The organism is Yoonia tamlensis (assembly GCF_900115105.1).
Lineage (GTDB): Bacteria > Pseudomonadota > Alphaproteobacteria > Rhodobacterales > Rhodobacteraceae > Yoonia > Yoonia tamlensis.
This window is the reverse complement of the sequence record NZ_FOYP01000002.1, coordinates 406,168-422,349: the sequence shown is the minus strand read 5'-3', so window position 1 is coordinate 422,349 and position 16,182 is coordinate 406,168. Positions and strand designations below refer to the sequence as shown.

Annotated in this window: 17 protein-coding genes; 8 read left to right on the top strand and 9 right to left on the bottom strand. The window is 57.0% G+C overall.

Going from position 1 to position 16,182, the window contains the following annotated elements; genetic code table 11:
• Positions 1–190 precede the first annotated feature (190 nt).
• Together BM320_RS13920 and BM320_RS13915 are read right to left on the bottom strand one after the other, a co-directional pair.
• Positions 191–1,486, bottom strand: a complete 1,296-nt coding sequence (locus BM320_RS13920; protein ID WP_090201272.1) for an ABC transporter substrate-binding protein — start codon at positions 1,484–1,486, stop codon at positions 191–193.
• A gap of 98 nt (positions 1,487–1,584) precedes the next feature.
• Positions 1,585–2,607, bottom strand: coding sequence for a LacI family DNA-binding transcriptional regulator (locus BM320_RS13915; RefSeq protein WP_090201270.1), 1,023 nt, complete (start codon positions 2,605–2,607; stop codon positions 1,585–1,587).
• 261 nt (positions 2,608–2,868) lie between these two features.
• Here BM320_RS13915 and BM320_RS13905 point away from each other — a divergent pair, with 261 nt between their 5' ends.
• Both BM320_RS13905 and BM320_RS13900 read left to right on the top strand, forming a co-directional pair.
• On the top strand, positions 2,869–3,561 hold the full coding sequence (locus BM320_RS13905; RefSeq protein WP_090201267.1) for an FCD domain-containing protein: 693 nt from the start codon (positions 2,869–2,871) through the stop codon (positions 3,559–3,561).
• The gene (locus tag BM320_RS13900; protein WP_242651062.1) at positions 3,562–4,479 is read left to right on the top strand and encodes a sugar kinase; all 918 of its coding nucleotides are present in this window, start codon (positions 3,562–3,564) and stop codon (positions 4,477–4,479) included.
• 6 nt (positions 4,480–4,485) lie between these two features.
• Here BM320_RS13900 and BM320_RS13895 read toward each other — a convergent pair whose 3' ends face one another.
• The 3 genes from BM320_RS13895 to BM320_RS13885 form a co-directional block, all read right to left on the bottom strand.
• The gene (locus BM320_RS13895; protein WP_090201265.1) at positions 4,486–5,943 is read right to left on the bottom strand and encodes a heme biosynthesis protein HemY; all 1,458 of its coding nucleotides are present in this window, start codon (positions 5,941–5,943) and stop codon (positions 4,486–4,488) included.
• 11 nt (positions 5,944–5,954) lie between these two features.
• Positions 5,955–7,127 carry a COG4223 family protein gene (locus tag BM320_RS13890; protein WP_090201263.1) on the bottom strand — a complete coding sequence of 391 codons (1,173 nt, stop codon included), beginning with the start codon at positions 7,125–7,127 and terminating at the stop codon, positions 5,955–5,957.
• Positions 7,128–7,202: 75 nt separating this feature from the next.
• Entirely contained in the window at positions 7,203–7,916 is a 714-nt protein-coding gene (locus BM320_RS13885; RefSeq protein WP_207496927.1) for a uroporphyrinogen-III synthase, read from the bottom strand.
• Positions 7,917–7,983: 67 nt separating this feature from the next.
• Here BM320_RS13885 and tsaD point away from each other — a divergent pair, with 67 nt between their 5' ends.
• Genes tsaD through BM320_RS13860 form a run of 5 tightly spaced genes read left to right on the top strand, consistent with a single transcriptional unit; the run spans position 7,984 to position 11,156 of the window.
• Positions 7,984–9,060 carry a tRNA (adenosine(37)-N6)-threonylcarbamoyltransferase complex transferase subunit TsaD gene (gene tsaD, locus BM320_RS13880; protein ID WP_090201260.1) on the top strand — a complete coding sequence of 359 codons (1,077 nt, stop codon included), beginning with the start codon at positions 7,984–7,986 and terminating at the stop codon, positions 9,058–9,060.
• Positions 9,057–10,019: an NAD(P)H-dependent glycerol-3-phosphate dehydrogenase gene (locus BM320_RS13875; protein ID WP_090201258.1), complete on the top strand. Its 963-nt coding sequence runs from the start codon at positions 9,057–9,059 to the stop codon at positions 10,017–10,019. Before tsaD ends, BM320_RS13875 begins: the two co-directional genes overlap by 4 nt.
• Positions 10,020–10,292, top strand: coding sequence for a YciI family protein (locus BM320_RS13870; protein ID WP_090201256.1), 273 nt, complete (start codon positions 10,020–10,022; stop codon positions 10,290–10,292).
• Positions 10,292–10,711 (top strand): EVE domain-containing protein, encoded by a 420-nt coding sequence (locus BM320_RS13865; RefSeq protein WP_090201254.1) that lies wholly within the window; start codon positions 10,292–10,294, stop codon positions 10,709–10,711. Before BM320_RS13870 ends, BM320_RS13865 begins: the two co-directional genes overlap by 1 nt.
• Positions 10,712–10,760: 49 nt before the next feature.
• A complete protein-coding gene (locus tag BM320_RS13860; protein WP_090201252.1) occupies positions 10,761–11,156 on the top strand; it encodes a DUF1761 domain-containing protein in 396 nt (131 codons plus the stop codon).
• A 212-nt stretch (positions 11,157–11,368) separates the two neighbouring features.
• Here the strand turns inward: BM320_RS13860 and BM320_RS13855 are convergent, their stop codons facing one another.
• The 3 genes from BM320_RS13855 to ahcY form a co-directional block, all read right to left on the bottom strand.
• Entirely contained in the window at positions 11,369–11,710 is a 342-nt protein-coding gene (locus BM320_RS13855; protein WP_090201250.1) for a DUF2853 family protein, read from the bottom strand.
• Between the two features lie 127 nt (positions 11,711–11,837).
• Entirely contained in the window at positions 11,838–12,608 is a 771-nt protein-coding gene (locus BM320_RS13850; RefSeq protein WP_090201248.1) for an extensin-like domain-containing protein, read from the bottom strand.
• A 6-nt stretch (positions 12,609–12,614) separates the two neighbouring features.
• Entirely contained in the window at positions 12,615–14,003 is a 1,389-nt protein-coding gene (gene ahcY / locus BM320_RS13845) for an adenosylhomocysteinase (RefSeq protein WP_090201574.1), read from the bottom strand.
• Positions 14,004–14,113: 110 nt separating this feature from the next.
• On the opposite strand from ahcY, the gene BM320_RS13840 reads away from it, so the two are divergent.
• Entirely contained in the window at positions 14,114–14,704 is a 591-nt protein-coding gene (locus BM320_RS13840) for an HD domain-containing protein (RefSeq protein ID WP_165615062.1), read from the top strand.
• Here BM320_RS13840 and BM320_RS13835 read toward each other — a convergent pair.
• Complete coding sequence (locus BM320_RS13835; protein ID WP_242651061.1) at positions 14,701–16,044, bottom strand: polysaccharide biosynthesis/export family protein; 1,344 nt, start codon at positions 16,042–16,044, stop codon at positions 14,701–14,703. The two genes, BM320_RS13840 and BM320_RS13835, sit on opposite strands and share 4 nt — an antisense overlap.
• Positions 16,045–16,182 lie beyond the last annotated feature (138 nt).

The window sequence follows — 16,182 nt, the reverse complement described above, 5'->3', positions numbered from 1 at the left end:
GAGGGAGCGTTCTTTTGGACATAGCTCTGGTCACCTATTCATTCAGGATTGCGTAAATTTTCTTTGAGCGGGCGCTCTTGGCGATCAACGTAGCACAATAATTCCGTGATCAAGCCCGAGCGATAAAACCGTTAGGGGGGGGACAGGCCCGGCGGTGTTCACCGGGCCTGAACTTAATCAGTCAAAGGGATTAGTAGTAACCCGCTTCTGACATGATTGCATCGGCGGCAGACTGGGCGGCTGCCAAAGCGTCATCGACAGATTTCGCGCCGGACAATGCCGCTGCGATTTCTTGTGCGACCGCTGTACCGACTTCTGGGAACTCGGGGATCGAAGCGAACTGAACACCAACATATGGCTTGATGTCTGTGGCTTCTGGTGCCGCAGATTCAATCGCTGCCAGTTCCGCAGCTGCGAAAGGTGCAGCAGCTTGGAATTCAGGAATCGCATATGTTGACGCACGTGTACCTGTTGGAACTGAACCCCAACCAAAGTCTGGGTGGTTGCCGACAGCTTCGATATAGGCTTTGGATGTTGCCCATTCGATGAATGCTTTGGCTTCTTCAGCAGTGTCTGTGCCCGCAGGAACAGCCATCGCCCAAGCCCAGAGCCAGTTCGCACCAACAGGGTTACCCGCGTTTGGTGATTGTGCGTATGCAACGCCGTCTACTTCAAGGAAAGATGCCGCGATTGTCGCGTCGATCCACAGACCACATTTTCCTTCGTTATAAAGCGCGAGGATCTCGTTGAAAGAGTTCCCTTCGGAACCTGGAGGGCCGTATGTACCCAGCAGGTCAACGTAGAAGTTGATCGCCGCTTTCCATTCGTCTGATTCCAGTGTCGGACGCATGTCAGCGTCGAACCATGCACCACCGAATGAGTTCACAACAGTTGTCACGAACGCCATGTTGTCGCCCCAACCTGGCTTACCGCGCAGACATGCACCGTAAACGCCGTTGTCAGGATCGTGCATCGCAGCGGCTGCTGCCATCACGTTATCCCAGCTGTCGTTGTCAGCGATTGTAACGCCAGCCGCGTCAGTCAGGTCCTTGCGGTACATGACCATTGACGATTCACCATAAAATGGTGCCGCGTAAAGTACGCCGTCAGCGGACAGGCCGTTGCGCATTGCTGGCAGCATGTCGTCAACGTCGTAGTCAGCGCCAAAGTTCAGTGGCTCAATCCAACCCGCAGCACCCCAAATCGGTGCTTCTTGCATGCCGATGTTGATGATGTCGTACTGGCCGCCACCTGTTGCGGTGTCGGATGTTACCTGCTCGCGCAGAACGCCTTCTTCCAGCGATACCCAGTTCAGGGTCACACCGGTTTCAGCGGTATACGCTTCGGCGACTGTTTGCATGTTGATCATGTGACCGTTGTTCACGATCGCGATTGTCAGCTCGGTCGCGTGACCTTCCGCAAATGCAGTTGATGCAGTTGCAACGGTCATAGACAGGCCGACAGCGGTGTTCATCAAAGATTTCATATTATTCCTCCCGAAAGCTTTTCTCCACGGCCTTACCTTGAGGAATTGTATTCGCGCGGTCAACTATAATTTTACGCGCGGAAAGTTTTGATTGGCCTTCAAGCGGACTGTCGCATGATTAATTTGCCCTCAAAAAGCACAACTTTGTCTGTAACTTCATCACCTTCCAGCTTTTTGAACAAAGTTTCGACCGCGTGTTTCGAAATCGCTTCATAGTCCTGTGCAATTGTGGTTAGCGGCGGACAAGTGAACCGCGAGAACGGGTGATCATCCATGCCAGCGATTCGAATCGCCCCTTCATCCGCGAATCCCACGGGCTGGTTCCGCGCAAAACAGGCCGCGATAAGCCCGATGGCCAAACGGTCGTTACTGCACAAAACGGTGTTGCTGGGAAAACCGGCGCTGTCGATCACATCCAGCCCGCCGCGGCGGCCGATTTCTTCGAAAGCCCATCCTTCGCCCTCGACGCTGATTACCTGCGGCGCGTAGCCAAGCGCCTCCATCGCCGCGATATAGCCCTGCCGGCGCTTGTTCGCGTTCGGGTTTGCGGGGAATTTCATTTCAAAAAAGCAGGGCGGCTCTCCTGTTCGGCACAGGTAGTCGACAATCAATCGCCCAAATTGGAAATTATCCGAACCACCAAAAGATAGCCCGATGTCTGGCAAATGGCTGTCAAACAGGACGGTTGGAACTTTCTTGGTGAACTTTTCGATCATCGCCTTGTCGGAATTGCGCCCTAAAGGCGCGATCAATAGCCCCGCAGGCTTGAGCGAACGCAGGCTGTCCAGAATCTCGACCTCTTGGTCGCGACTGCCGTGCGCACTATAAAGCGTCGGCCGATACCCCGCATCAATGCAGCGCTGTTCGACGTTCCTTGCGATCTCGGCAAAGAACGGGTCGGCAAGCGACGGCACAACGACACCAATATTGCGGGTCAGTTTGCGGTTTTGGTTCATCGCAAAAATATTGGGCCGATAGTCATATGTCTCAAGCGCCTGTTCGATACGTTCGCGGGTCGAGGCACGGACAGTTGTCGGGTCGTTGAAATACTTTGAAATGGTTGGGCGCGATATACCGCTGGCCTTGGCGAATTCTTCCATATTGCGGATCTTACTACCCATGTCGCGTCACCCTTGGTTCGAAATTTTGCATAAACTTTCGAATCTATACAAAACTTGCCGCGCGATAGAATCAAGAAAATATTGTAAATTTTTGGGCAGTGGCAAAAACAGGCCTGCGCAACTGTTTGATATTTCTGCAGCAATGGGGCGCACCTGCTGTCTTGTCATACCAAAAACCGACGCTTCATAAGAAAGCCGGATAACCTTGTACAACTTGGGCTTTTCATCATACAAAACCGTCGAGCAAAGAGGCAGAGATTCATGACAGGCCGTGCAGCGGATAACGTCGTACAGACGATTACCAACCGTATTCACAGCGGTGTTCTTGCTGCGGGCGACCTGTTGCCTGCGGAACGTGATCTGATGGCCGAATTCGACATAAGCCGCACCGTTGTCCGCGAAGCGGTGCGTGTTCTGGCCAGCCACGGGCTTGTTACGGCAAAGCCGCGGCACCGTCCTGTTGTCCGCAAAGCCGGTTTCGAGGCGGCGCTTGATGCGGCGGGGTCGATTGTCGGCAATCTGTTGCAACAACCCGGTGGCGTGCGCAATCTGTTCAACACCCGCATCATGCTCGAGGCGTCATTGGTCCGCGAAGCAGCGCTATCCGCAAAAAAGACAGATATCGCAGCGTTAAAGGCCGCGCTTGCCGCCAATGGTGATGCGATTGACGATAGCGAGCAATTCTACCAAACTGACCAAGAGTTTCACGCCGTCCTTTACAACATTCCAGGCAACCCTGTTTACCCGGCCATACACCGCGCCTACTCCACCTGGCTTGCGCCGCAATGGGGGCGGATGCCCCGGATTGCCGACCGCAACCGTATCAATTTTTCTGCGCACACAGCGATTGTGGACGCAATTCTTTTACGTGATCCTGATGCCGCAGAAGCGGCGTTGCGTTCACATCTTGCCGCGGCTTGGGATCAAGTCCGGCTGACTTTCGGAGATATCTAGATGACGACCAAACGCCCCATCCGCAAAATCGCCTGCATCGGTGAAGTTATGATCGAACTGATCGCGCATCAGGATGGCAGCGCCCGCGTTGGCGTTGCGGGTGACACCTATAACACCGCTGTCTATCTGGCGCGCGCCTTGCGGGGCAGTGATATCACCGTTTCTTATGTCACGGCGTTGGGGACTGATCCCTATTCAGACCGCATTCTCACCGCAGTGCAAAGCCACGGGCTCGACACCACATATATCGAACGGCGCGAAGGCCAGATGCCCGGGCTATATGCAATTGATACAGACGCAACCGGTGAACGCAGCTTTAGCTATTGGCGCTCTGCGGCGGCGGCGCGGCAGTTGTTTTCTCCGGGTGGTACCGTGTCCTTTGACGATCTTGACGGGTTTGACATGGTGTTGCTGACCGGCATTTCGATGGCAATCCTGCCGCCTGCCGTGCGGGCAGCGCTGCTGGATTGGGCACAACGGTTCAGCGCGGCGGGTGGCACGTTAGTCTATGACAGCAACCACCGGCCAAAGCTTTGGGAAGACAGCGCAACCGCGCGCGATATCAACACGCAAATGTGGCAACGCGTGGATATCGCCTTGCCATCTGCGGATGATGAACAGGCGCTTTTCGGGGACGCCGGTTCAGACGCGGTCGCCGCGCGGCTCAGAGGCTTGGGCGTGACAAACGGGGCAATGAAACGCGGCGAAGAGGGTCCGCTTGATCTTGCTGGTGCGCATGTCTTCAAGACCCCCGCCGAGCCGATCAAAGTCGTCGACACAACCGCCGCCGGTGATAGTTTCAACGCGGGCTATCTGGCGGCAATCGCGCGTGGGCAAACCGCACCCGAAGCCATGGCCGCCGGCCACGCTTTGGCCGGACGCGTCATCGCGGCACCGGGTGCAATTATTCCCGAATAAAGCGGTTTAGTCGCGGGGTGGCGCCGGATCGGGATCGATGATTTCGGCGTCGGACGCGTCTATTGGCACGGGCAGGTTCTGCACAGCATCCTGCCCGACAATCAACGGCAACATTTCCACACCGGACGGCATTGCGACTTCGCCTGCGGGCGGTGTTTTCCATGCAAGCGTGTCAAACGCGCCGCAGTTTGTGCAGGTCGGTGCCCATGTCGCGTGAATATGCTGGCAGTTCTCACACAGCCACTGCGGGCCGCGGGGCGCCGTCAACGCGCGCGTCAGCCAGCCACGCACAACCGAATCTTCGGCCCCTGCGCCGCGTTCGATTGCGGCCATCAATGTCAGGCTGCGCGCTGTCGGATCCGTGTCATTCAGATCGCCCAGCGCCCGCTTGGCTGCCGGAAAATCCTCGGCTGCGATATGCAGCTCTGCCAAGAGCATCTTTGTCTCGGGGTGGTCTTGCGTTGTTTTGGTCAGCGTGCGGAACCGCTTCAGCCGTTCCTGCGCGGTCTCGTCGGGGGCAATTTCGGCAAAGGCGGTCGCAATGTCGGGATGCGGCTGCACATTCCAGGTCTTGGTAAGCACGCGGGTCGCATAGCGGGCATTATCTGCAACAATATAGCTGCGCGCGGCCATGACGGCGGCGGGAATCAGATCCGGTGACAGGCGGTTGGCCTCTACTGCGGCTTCGCGGGCTTCGATCGTTTTGCCCGCGTCCATAATGTCGCGCGCCTCTGACAGGGCCAGAACGGCATCGCGGCGTTTATGCACATCGCGCGGCAAATTCCCCGCTTTCAGCTTTGCGCCCAATGTCTGGCGCGCACCGGCCCAATCCGCCTTTTCGGCCTGCAACCGAAGCAGGACATCTTGGGTTTCTTCATGCTTGGGTTTAAGCGCAAAAGCCTTTTGCGCCAGCGCCAAAGCGGTTGTGGTGTCGCCTTCGGACAGTTTTTGTTTCATGATCCCGCGCACCCCGACAAAACGGGTCCGGTCATCTTGTAGCAGCTTCTTATAGGTTTCTTCCGCTTTGCGATGGTCGCCGGTCATTTCGGCGGCCTGCGCGGTTAACAGGTTCGTCAGTTCGGGTTGCTTAAGGAACTTGTCGGCACGGCTTGCCTTGGCCATCGCAAGATGCCCTTCGCCAGAGGCGAGCGCCATCATGCCCTCTGACAGCGCCTCATAACCTTTGCGTTCGCGGTTACGGTCGAAATAGCGCGAAATCGCGGTTTCATCGCCGTTCAGGAATTTGAACCCCGCAACAAGAAACGCCAACAGTTTCAGCCCCAACCAGACAGAAACCGCCAAGGCCACCAGTGCAAACACCATTTCAAGCGTGCTTAGCGTGAATTCGACCCCCGCAAAACCGATCGTGGCGCCGCCTTCGAAATCGGCCAATTGCGTCGCGCCATAGGTCAGCGCGATCACCGCAGCGACGAAAGCAATAATTTTGATAAGAGACCAGAGCATTTTTATCGCCTTTAATTGTCACTAAGGGTTGTGGACAGCAGTTCAACAGCGGCAAGCGCCGCGGCGCGCAAATCGGCCCGCGCGCGCCATTCGGACATTTCCGCGCGCACAACTTCGGGCAGCGCATCTATTTCCGCCAGCGCATCGGCAAGCCTTCCGGCATTTATCGCAGCGCCCGCACGCGAAAGCACCGCATCCGCATCATCACCTTCGCGCGGGCTGGTTGATCGCACATCAAGTTGATCACGTATAAACGCGCCAAACCCGCTTGTGCTTTCGCCTGAAACACCTTCTGCGCGGGCGGTCGCAAGCGCGGCACGCGCCGCATCTGCATAGGTTTCGCGCAATTCTTGCAAAGTCGGCACGCCATCCTGCACCGCCAACAGCCCTTCTGGCGCGCTTTGTTCCAATGCTGCCTCAAGATCGCCAAGCGCGGCGCCTAGCGGTGCGCCGGTTTCCAAGCCCGACTGCACCCGCGACAAGGCCACACGACCTGCCGCATTGCGCGCCGCCAACGCGGCATTTTCTTCAATTGCGGCAGCTTCGGCGCGCGCGGTTGCCAATTGCGTTTGCGCAATATCGGTCATTTCGGAAATCTGGGCGCGCAACGCGTCAAGCTCTGCCTGATAGGCCGCTGTCGCAGGTGCCGCGCCTTCGCCGACAACGCGCGGCTGGTTTTCGATCACTTCGACACGCGCCGCCAATGCGTCGACTACATGCGCCATTTCTGTTTCAAGCGCGATAATCGCGTCCGAAAGTTCGTTTTGTTTCAAGGTAATATCAGTCAGATCAACCGAAGGGATCGCCGCAATCTGTGCGCGCAGGCTGTCGATTTCAGTGGCTTGCGTCGCAAATGCATCGGCTTGTGATGTATCGGCCGCGGGTCTGGTCACTGACGCCACGCCAAATCCGATCGCGCCGGCAATAACCCCGCCCAGCAGTAATGGCACAAATCCGGTCGCGCGTTTTTGGGGTTCCGCAACGGGATGCGGTTTTGGCGCTGGCGAAGCTTGCGGCGTTTGGGGGACCGCTTGCGCCGGCGAAGGCGCAGGATCTGCTGAAACCGGCGCACCATCGTGCACCTCTGCAGGAATGGCATCAATAACGGGTAACTTATCGCTATTCGCCCCTGAAGCGGTGCTTTGGGGCGATTTTTGCGCCTTTTTGGATGGCTGATTGGCCAAGATAATCCCCTTCTTACGAACACCTGCGCAATTTGCGCTTCTGCTCAATTACACTACTCTTACGGCTGCGCACCCTCAACCATCGGTATTACATTTCAACAAGCTGTCCAAACCCGAAACCGTTGCCTGCGTCATTGCGTCCCCATCCGGTCGCGCAGCGATTCGCACCGATTGCGCATTCAGCCCATTCACAACCTGTTCTATCTGCTTACTCATTACCACGATATGTAAAGGCGCATGAAATGGCCCCTGTTCTTGCAATATAGTGGCAGTGCGCGCTGAAAACAGAGGCAGTACAACAGGCGCGGTCCCGTTTAGCGACGTTTTTGCATTTTCGGTCAAACCAAGGGCGTGCTGCTCGTATGCGATGACTTCTGTGCAATTGATACGGGCTGCACGCAACTGTCCGGCGACGTTTTCATGCACGTGCCTTCCGCGAAAATGCGCCAACCGGCCGCGTGGAGCGGCCTGCGTAATCTGGCGCACCAATGCGCGCGCATCATCCGCCACGCTAGCCACGTGAAAACCCGCCGCCTGCGCACGCGCCGCAGTTTTCGCCCCGACACACCATGCTTGCATCCCAACTGGCAGCTGCACCGCGCCCACAGATTGCGCCGACGTAAAGACAGCTCCCTCCAGACCCGTAAAATCATCAACAACGGGTAGATGTTCGATTTGCAAAAGCGGCGACACAATCACCGACACCCGCGCCCCAAAGCGCGCACGCAATTGACCGGCAAATTGCGCACCCATCGGCGCAGGTCTTGTCACGATCACACTCGGGGTCATCAACGCACCATTGTTTGGAAAGTCACGCAATGTTACCTGCCTAAGACACGCAAGCAAAGAGCCTGACATGACCCTGACCCTTCTTGGAATCGAAAGCAGCTGTGACGATACCGCTGCCGCCGTGGTGCGCGGCACGGATGTACTGGCCTCTGTGGTCTACGGGCAAACCGCGTTGCATGCGGATTTTGGCGGAGTCGTGCCTGAAATCGCGGCACGCGCCCATGCCGAAAAGCTTGACCGCTGCGTTGAACAAGCATTGCAGGAATCGGGTCTAACACTGGCCGAACTGGACGGAATCGCCGTGACCGCAGGCCCTGGACTGATCGGCGGGGTGCTGTCCGGCGTGATGTGCGCCAAGGGGATATCTGCCGCGACCGGACTGCCTTTGATTGGCGTTAACCACCTTGCCGGCCATGCGTTGACTCCACGGCTGACAGATCAGGTAGCCTATCCCTTTTTGATGCTGCTTGTGTCCGGCGGGCATTGCCAGTTTCTTATTGTTGAATCTCATGACACCTATCAGCGGATTGGCGGCACCATTGATGACGCCCCGGGTGAAGCATTCGACAAAACCGCCCGCATCTTGGGATTACCACAACCAGGTGGTCCGTCTGTCGAAACAGCCGCGCAATCGGGCAAGCCAAAGCGGTTCACGCTGCCGCGCCCGCTGTTGAACCAAGCCGGCTGTGATATGTCGTTTTCCGGTCTGAAAACCGCAATCTTGCGCGCGCGCGACGGTGTCGTCGCGGAAAAAGGCGGGCTGACCGCGCAGGACCAATCCGATCTTTGCGCCGGATTTCAGGCCGCCGTTACCGATGTGTTGATCGAAAAAACCCGCCGCGCGATGCAGATCTATCTGGCGTTGAACCCTGCGCGACGCAGCTTTGCCATTGCAGGCGGGGTTGCGGCAAACGGGGCAATCCGTGACGGATTAATGCAGCTTTGCACTGAATTAGACACTGATTTTGTCGCGCCGCCGCTCGCGCTGTGCACTGACAACGCGGCGATGATCGCCTATGCGGGGATCGAAATGATGCAGGCGGGCCACCGCGATGATCTGACGCTTTCGGCGCGTCCGCGATGGCCGCTTGACCAACGTGCGGCTCCTATGCTCGGATCAGGAAAAAAAGGGGCGAAGGCATGAAAATCGGGATCATCGGCGGCGGCGCGTTTGGCACTGCACTTGGGGTAGCGCTGGCGCTTGATGGCAATGAAATTGCGCTTTGGGCGCGCGATGCGACAGCGGTGGAAATGATGCAAACCACCCGCATGAACGCCAAACTGCCGGGTGTGGCCCTGCCACAAAATATCACCTTTTGCGCAACGTTAGGCACTGTTTTTGCCTGCGACACGCTGCTTTTAGCGATCCCTGCGCAGACCCTGCCGGATTTCTTGAAAACCCATGCCGCACAGCTTGGGGGTAAATATCTGGTGGCCTGCTGCAAAGGCATCGACCTGACCCGCATGACAGGCCCTGCCAGCACGATCCGTGATTTGGTGCCTGACGCGACTGCGGCGATGCTGACGGGGCCAAGTTTTGCCGCCGATATCGCTCGCGGGCTGCCCACCGCGTTAACCCTTGCCTGCGCTGACGACGCCCAAGGGGCGATCTTGCAAACCGCGCTTTCGACGACATCGCTGCGGCTTTACCGCACAGTGGATACAATTGGCGCTGAACTGGGCGGAGCGTTGAAAAACGTCATGGCGATTGCGTCGGGCGTGGCGATTGGCGCGGGCCTTGGCGAAAGCGCGCGCGCGGCGCTGATCACACGGGGTTTTCCCGAAATGCAGCGGCTGGCGACCAAATTGGGCGGGCAAGCCGATACATTGTCGGGGCTTTCGGGCTTTGGCGATCTGGTGCTTACCTGCACATCCGAACAATCGCGCAATTTCCGCTACGGGCTTGCGCTCGGGCGCGGGGAAAGCTTTGACAGCTCCACCACCGTCGAAGGGGCCGCAACCGCGCGCGCGGTGCGCCAGCTTGCGCATGATCTGGACATTGATATGCCGATCTGCACTGTGGTCGCGGACCTGACCGAAAATAAAACCGACGTGATGCGTGCGCTGAATGCGCTGCTATCGCGCCCATTGAAGGAAGAATAAATGCGTTTTGCAATCATGACGACAGACAAAGCCGGCGCGCTGCAGGTACGACTGGATAACCGCGACGCGCATCTGGCCTATATCGCCGAAACCGGCGTGGTCGAGATGGCCGGACCGTTCCTTGATACCGCAGAGCAAATGTGCGGATCGCTGATCGTGCTAGAGGTCGCCGATCTGGCCGCAGCACAGGATTGGGCCGCAAACGACCCCTATGCCAAGGCCGGATTGTTCAGCGACGTGCGTATTCAGGCATGGAAAAAGGTCATCGGCTGATGGCCTTTTGGTTGTTCAAATCCGAACCGGATGTCTGGGGCTGGGATCAACAGACCGCCAAAGGCGATGCAGGCGAAGAATGGCACGGCGTGCGCAATTACCAAGCCCGCAACAATATGCGGGCGATGAAAATGGGCGACCGCGGGTTTTTCTATCATTCACGCAGCGGGCTTGAGATTGTCGGCATTGTCGAAGTCTGCGCCGAGACCCACCAAGACAGCACCACCGATGATGCGCGCTGGGACTGCGTGGATATCAAGGCGGTCCGCCCGTTCACGACCCCTGTGACATTGGCGCAAATCAAATCCGACCCGCGGTTGCAGGATATGGCGCTGGTGAAATCATCGCGGCTTTCGGTGCAGCCTGTTACGGATGAAGAATGGGCCATAGTCTGCGCGCTTGGGCACACAAATCCCTAGCGCACTGCGGCAAACCGCCGCATAATCACCCCAAACGGGGAGCATAAAGATGGCAATTCTTTCAATTATCGTCGCAACAATCGCGGCATTTGCATTTGGCGCGGCCTATTACATGGCGCTGGCAAAACCGTGGATGGCCGCCGCAGGCATCAAGGTGGGGGATGACGGCAAACCGGCAAACGGCGCCAGCCCAACGCCCTATATTGTGTCATTCATCTGCATTTTGCTGGTCGCAGGCATGATGCGGCATGTGTTTGCCCTGTCGGGAATCGATACAGCCGGCAAAGGGTTACAGGCCGGATTTGGTATCGGGATTTTCTTTATTACCCCGTGGATTTTCATCAATACCGGTTATTCCGACCGGCCATGGAAATTGGCCGTGATCGACGGCGGCTATGCAACTGCGTCGGCGGCGATCATCGGTCTGGTGTTGACGTTGTTTTGAAAAAGGGGGCGCGGATAGAATCCGAACCCCCTTTTCACCCCGCGTGTTCCCAAGCCACCACACGCATATGAATATCTAGGTCCGGACCTCCTGATCCTGCGGAGTATTTAGCTTGATTGCCCGATGTCTGGCAATTGAATTGCGTTTCGTATTTTATTCAAACGCAAAACGCCCGCTGGCAGGCGGGCGTTTTAACATAATATAACAATAGCTTAGCCGTAGATGGCTTCTTTGCTGAAATGTTTTGTCAGCATGTAATAAACCACGGCGCGGTATTTGTTGCGCTCGGACTGGCCATAGGTGTTCAAAACAGAATCAATCGCTGCATCCAGATCGGCGCTGTCTTTCAGGCCCAGTTTCTTGATCAGGAAATTGTTCTTAACGGTCGCAATTTCGTCAGGCTGGCTGGCTGCGACTGTTGACGCATCCGCGTTATAAATCGCCGGGCCACAACCGATTGTGACTTTAGTCAGCAGATCCATGTCAGGTGTGATGCCGCATTTATTTTTCAGATCATCCGCATATTTCGCGATAAGGTCGTCTCTTTTACCCATTAAATTGTCCCCAGAGTTGAATTATTCAATTTGTCGACGCCGCGCAATTCTGCCGCGTTGGCTGCACGTTAACGGGCTGAACGACAATCCGTAAAGAAAAATTCCGACATATGGCAATGTTTCGCCGCTAACGGCACAGGCCCCAGCCGCGTGATTGCAGGTGAAAATGATCTGCGTGCAGCGCGTTATAGTCGGGCGAAAGCGTCAGCCGAAAGAACTGGCAGGCCCCGTCACGCAAGGCCCGCAAGAACCGCGCATTTGCCGTATCCCCCTGCCAATCATCGATCAGGGTAATTTTTGTGCCATTTGCCAGTGCAAATCCGCTGATATCAATCGCGGCGGCGGTGGCATGGGTGCTCATGCTGGTGCTGGTGCCATCGGCGGTGCGCATTGCGCGGCAATTATAGCTGCCAATATGGTTAATGACATCCACTGCGCTGCCCAAGTGCTGCTGTGCGGCGGGCTGCACGCTGTGGCGTTCCCACATGGCCAAGCGCAATGCAATCGCACAGCGGGTTTCAACCGGTGTCAGCTGTGCGCGGCCGACGCGCGACAAATCTACACGGGTTTGGATATGGCATTGATCAGAAACGGTAAAATCTGGCATCGCGCGCGCTGCGGCATGACCATCCAATGCCGCAAGACATTGCGCCGGGTCATTGGCCGCGCGCGACAATTTCCAACCGGTCAATGGCGTCAGCGGGTCATCAATGCGCAACGGCTGCAAGGGATTCCATGCCGGTGCCAAAGGCGTTGCAGGATGCGTGAACAGCCCCACCCCGCCCGCCAAAATCATAAGCGCAAAGACAAACGCGCCCACCCCACGCAATCGGGGGCGGGCGCGTTTTTTGTCGGTTTCATCGGCTTTTACCTTCGCCTGACGAATGCTGTGCCGCATGATCGCTTAGTAGCGGTAATGTTCGGGCTTGTAGGGGCCTTCGACGGTGACGCCGATGTAATCCGCCTGTTCCTTTTTCAACTGGGTCAGCTTTACGCCGATCCGGTCAAGGTGCAAACGCGCGACTTTTTCATCCAGATGTTTAGGCAGAATAAATACACCTGGCGCGTATTCTTCGCCTTTGGTCCAGATTTCGATCTGCGCCAGAACCTGATTTGTAAAGGATGCAGACATCACGAATGACGGGTGGCCTGTCGCGTTGCCAAGGTTCAACAAACGCCCTTCGGACAACAGAATCAACCGGCTGCCTGACGGCATTTCGATCATGTCGACCTGTTCTTTGATATTGGTCCATTTGTGGTTTTTCAGCGCGGCGACCTGAATTTCATTATCAAAGTGGCCGATGTTCCCGACGATCGCCATATCCTTCATTTCGCGCATATGCTCGATGCGGATCACGTCTTTGTTGCCTGTGGTGGTGATGAACACATCGGCGCTTGCCACAACATCTTCCAGCACGACGACCTCGTACCCGTCCATCGCGGCCTGAAGCGCACAAATCGGGTCGACCTCGGTAACTTTTACGCGGGCACCCGCGCCCGACAGCGACGCAGCAGAGCCTTTGCCCACGTCACCATAGCCACAAACAACCGCGACCTTGCCTGCCAGCATCGTATCGGTTGCGCGACGGATACCGTCGACCAGCGATTCCTTGCAGCCGTATTTATTGTCGAACTTCGACTTGGTCACAGAATCGTTCACGTTGATCGCAGGGAACGGCAACTGGCCCTTCTTGTGCAGATCATACAGACGGTGAACGCCCGTTGTTGTTTCTTCAGAGACGCCCTTGATCGCGTCGCGCGTTTTTGTGAACCAGCCTGGCGACTGCTTCATCCGTTTTGCAATCTGGGCCTTGATCACTTCTTCTTCCTCGGAAGTCGGGACCGAAAGCACATCTTCGCCTGCCTCGGCACGTGCGCCAAGCAAAACATAAAGCGTTGCATCGCCGCCATCGTCCAAGATCATGTTCGCGCCTTCGGGGAACTGGAACGACCGGTCAAGATAATCCCAGTGTTCAGTCAACGTCTGCCCCTTGATCGCAAATACCGGTGTGCCACCCGCCGCAATCGCAGCCGCAGCATGGTCTTGGGTCGAAAAGATATTGCAAGACGCCCAGCGCACATCGGCACCCAGCGCAACAAGCGTTTCGATCAATACCGCCGTCTGGATCGTCATATGCAGCGACCCGACAATCCGCGATCCGGCCAGTGGCTTGCTTTCACCATATTCCGCGCGCAGCGCCATCAGCCCCGGCATTTCGGTTTCGGCAATGTCCAGTTCCTTGCGCCCAAACGCAGCGAGGTCGATATTCTTTACAACGTAATCTTGCGACATCATTCATTCTCCTAGAAGGGTTGCGCGCCAATACCACCGGATGCGGCTTGCCACAATCCAAAGCCGCGTATTATCCAGTTCCCTCAATATCGGATTAAGGCAGAATCATTATGAAGCAACCACGCGCATGGCAACGGATGTTATCAGGGCGCAGGCTTGACCTGCTGGATCCGACACCTGTCGACATTGAAATCGCCGATATCGCGCATGGTTTGGCATTCGTGGCCCGCTGGAACGGCCAGACGCGCGGCGACTTTGCCTATTCTGTTGCCGAACATTCGCTGCTTGTTACCGATATTTTTGCGCAGCAACAGCCAAGTGCACCCGTCAAATGGCAATTGGCCGCCCTGCTGCATGATGCGCCCGAATACGTGATCGGCGATATGATCAGCCCTGTTAAGGCCGCCGTTGGCCGCGATTACGGCGCGCTGGATGACCGGCTGACTGCCGCAATTCATCTGCGTTTCGGCCTGCCTGCACAGATTCCGGTGACCGTTAAGCGCCAAATCAAGCGCGCGGATAAACTGTCCGCATGGCTTGAGGCAGTGCAGATCGCCGGATTTACAAAGGCCGAGGCAGATAAGTTCTTTGGCAAACAAGACCCTGCCCTGACAGAAAAACTTACCATCCGCCTGCGCCCCCCGATGGAAGTTCGCGATGAATTCACCGCCCGCCACAAACAACTGATGGATGCGCTTTAGTTCGCAGCCAGCCCCGCGCCACTGGTAATAAGCGACGGCACGATTTGCTGCACCACCCTGTGCCAGCGGGTAACCGGTTGTTCGGCGATAAAGATGATGTCGTTTGGGCGCATATTTATCTGCGTCGCCAACACGAGATTCCCCACATTACGCGCGTCCAGCTGCCACGCCGTCACGGCGCCCCCATCGCCCGCCCGCAAGACATAGATCTGCGCCGGATTGCCGGTTTGGCTGGAAAATCCGCCTTCGGAAAACAGCGCATCTGCGAGCGTGGCATCGCGCCCGAACGGCAATGTAAAACGGCCCGGGGCGCTGACCTCGCCCGCCAGATAAACATAATCACGCGCCACCGCATCAAGCGCCAACTGGTCCTGAAAATTTGTACGCTGCGTCGACAATGTCGCGCGCCTTTGGTCCAGTTCAGCGTTCAAAACGCCCAGCGCCTGCGCTTGCGCCTGATGTCGCGTTTGCGCCAATGTGATTTGCCGCGCAAAAAATGCCTGCGCCTGATCCAGCGAAACGCCGGTATCAACATAGACACTATCCCCGCCCAAAAGCCGGATTTTTTGAAATTGGGGCGTTGCCAGATATGCCGACAGCGGCACCTGATATAACGTGGAATCGCGGTAAATCCGGATCGAAGCATCCGTCAGATCAGCCGCCGCAACCCCACCCGCGCGTGCCAATGCCGCATCCAGAAACAATGGCTGCGGCGTAAGCGGCACCGATATAGGGGCCGCGACCGCGCCACCGACCACAACGGTTCTGGCGTGATATTCCGCCATCTCGAGGCTGAAGGTCGGGTCAATCCGCGCGCTTACAAAGCTTTCGAATAGCTGTGCCTCGGCCTGTGCAAGCGTCAAATCCTGCACCAAAACACGACCCACCGCCGGTATCGAGACCATTCCGTCATCCTGCACTGTATATGTTGTCTGCGCCTCCTGCACCGCAAGCCCGGTACCGGTGTTTGTTGCGGGCAAGGTCGTCAGGCGGAGCACATCTGCAGGGCCGATACGATAGGGGCCAGGATCAATTTGCGGTGGGATCCGCGTAATCATCGGCGATGGTTGCGGCGCATTGCCCGCCGACGGCAGCACCCCGATCGCGCGCGATGCATGCGCGTCATTTGGCGTAACGTTTTGCGAAAAAGCCACAGGAATGGCGCGGGGCGTATAGGGCGACTGATTGGCCAGCCGAACGGATTCGGCCGTCATCGGCACAACGGTGACACCGCCAGCCCCCGCATGAACATCGGGCGAAACATAAACGGCCCCGCACCCCTGCAACACAAGCACCGCGGTCAGCGCCAGCAGCCGCAAGCCGCAATTGGATCTACGCAACAAAATGATCTTATTCCTAGCTACATCCCCACCACTCAGGATGTCCGGAAAGTGGTTAATGAAGTCTTAATTTCCAGAAATGCGCGGCACCTAACGTTACTTTAAGCAATACGGTCCAACTTGCATGTCGAACCAATA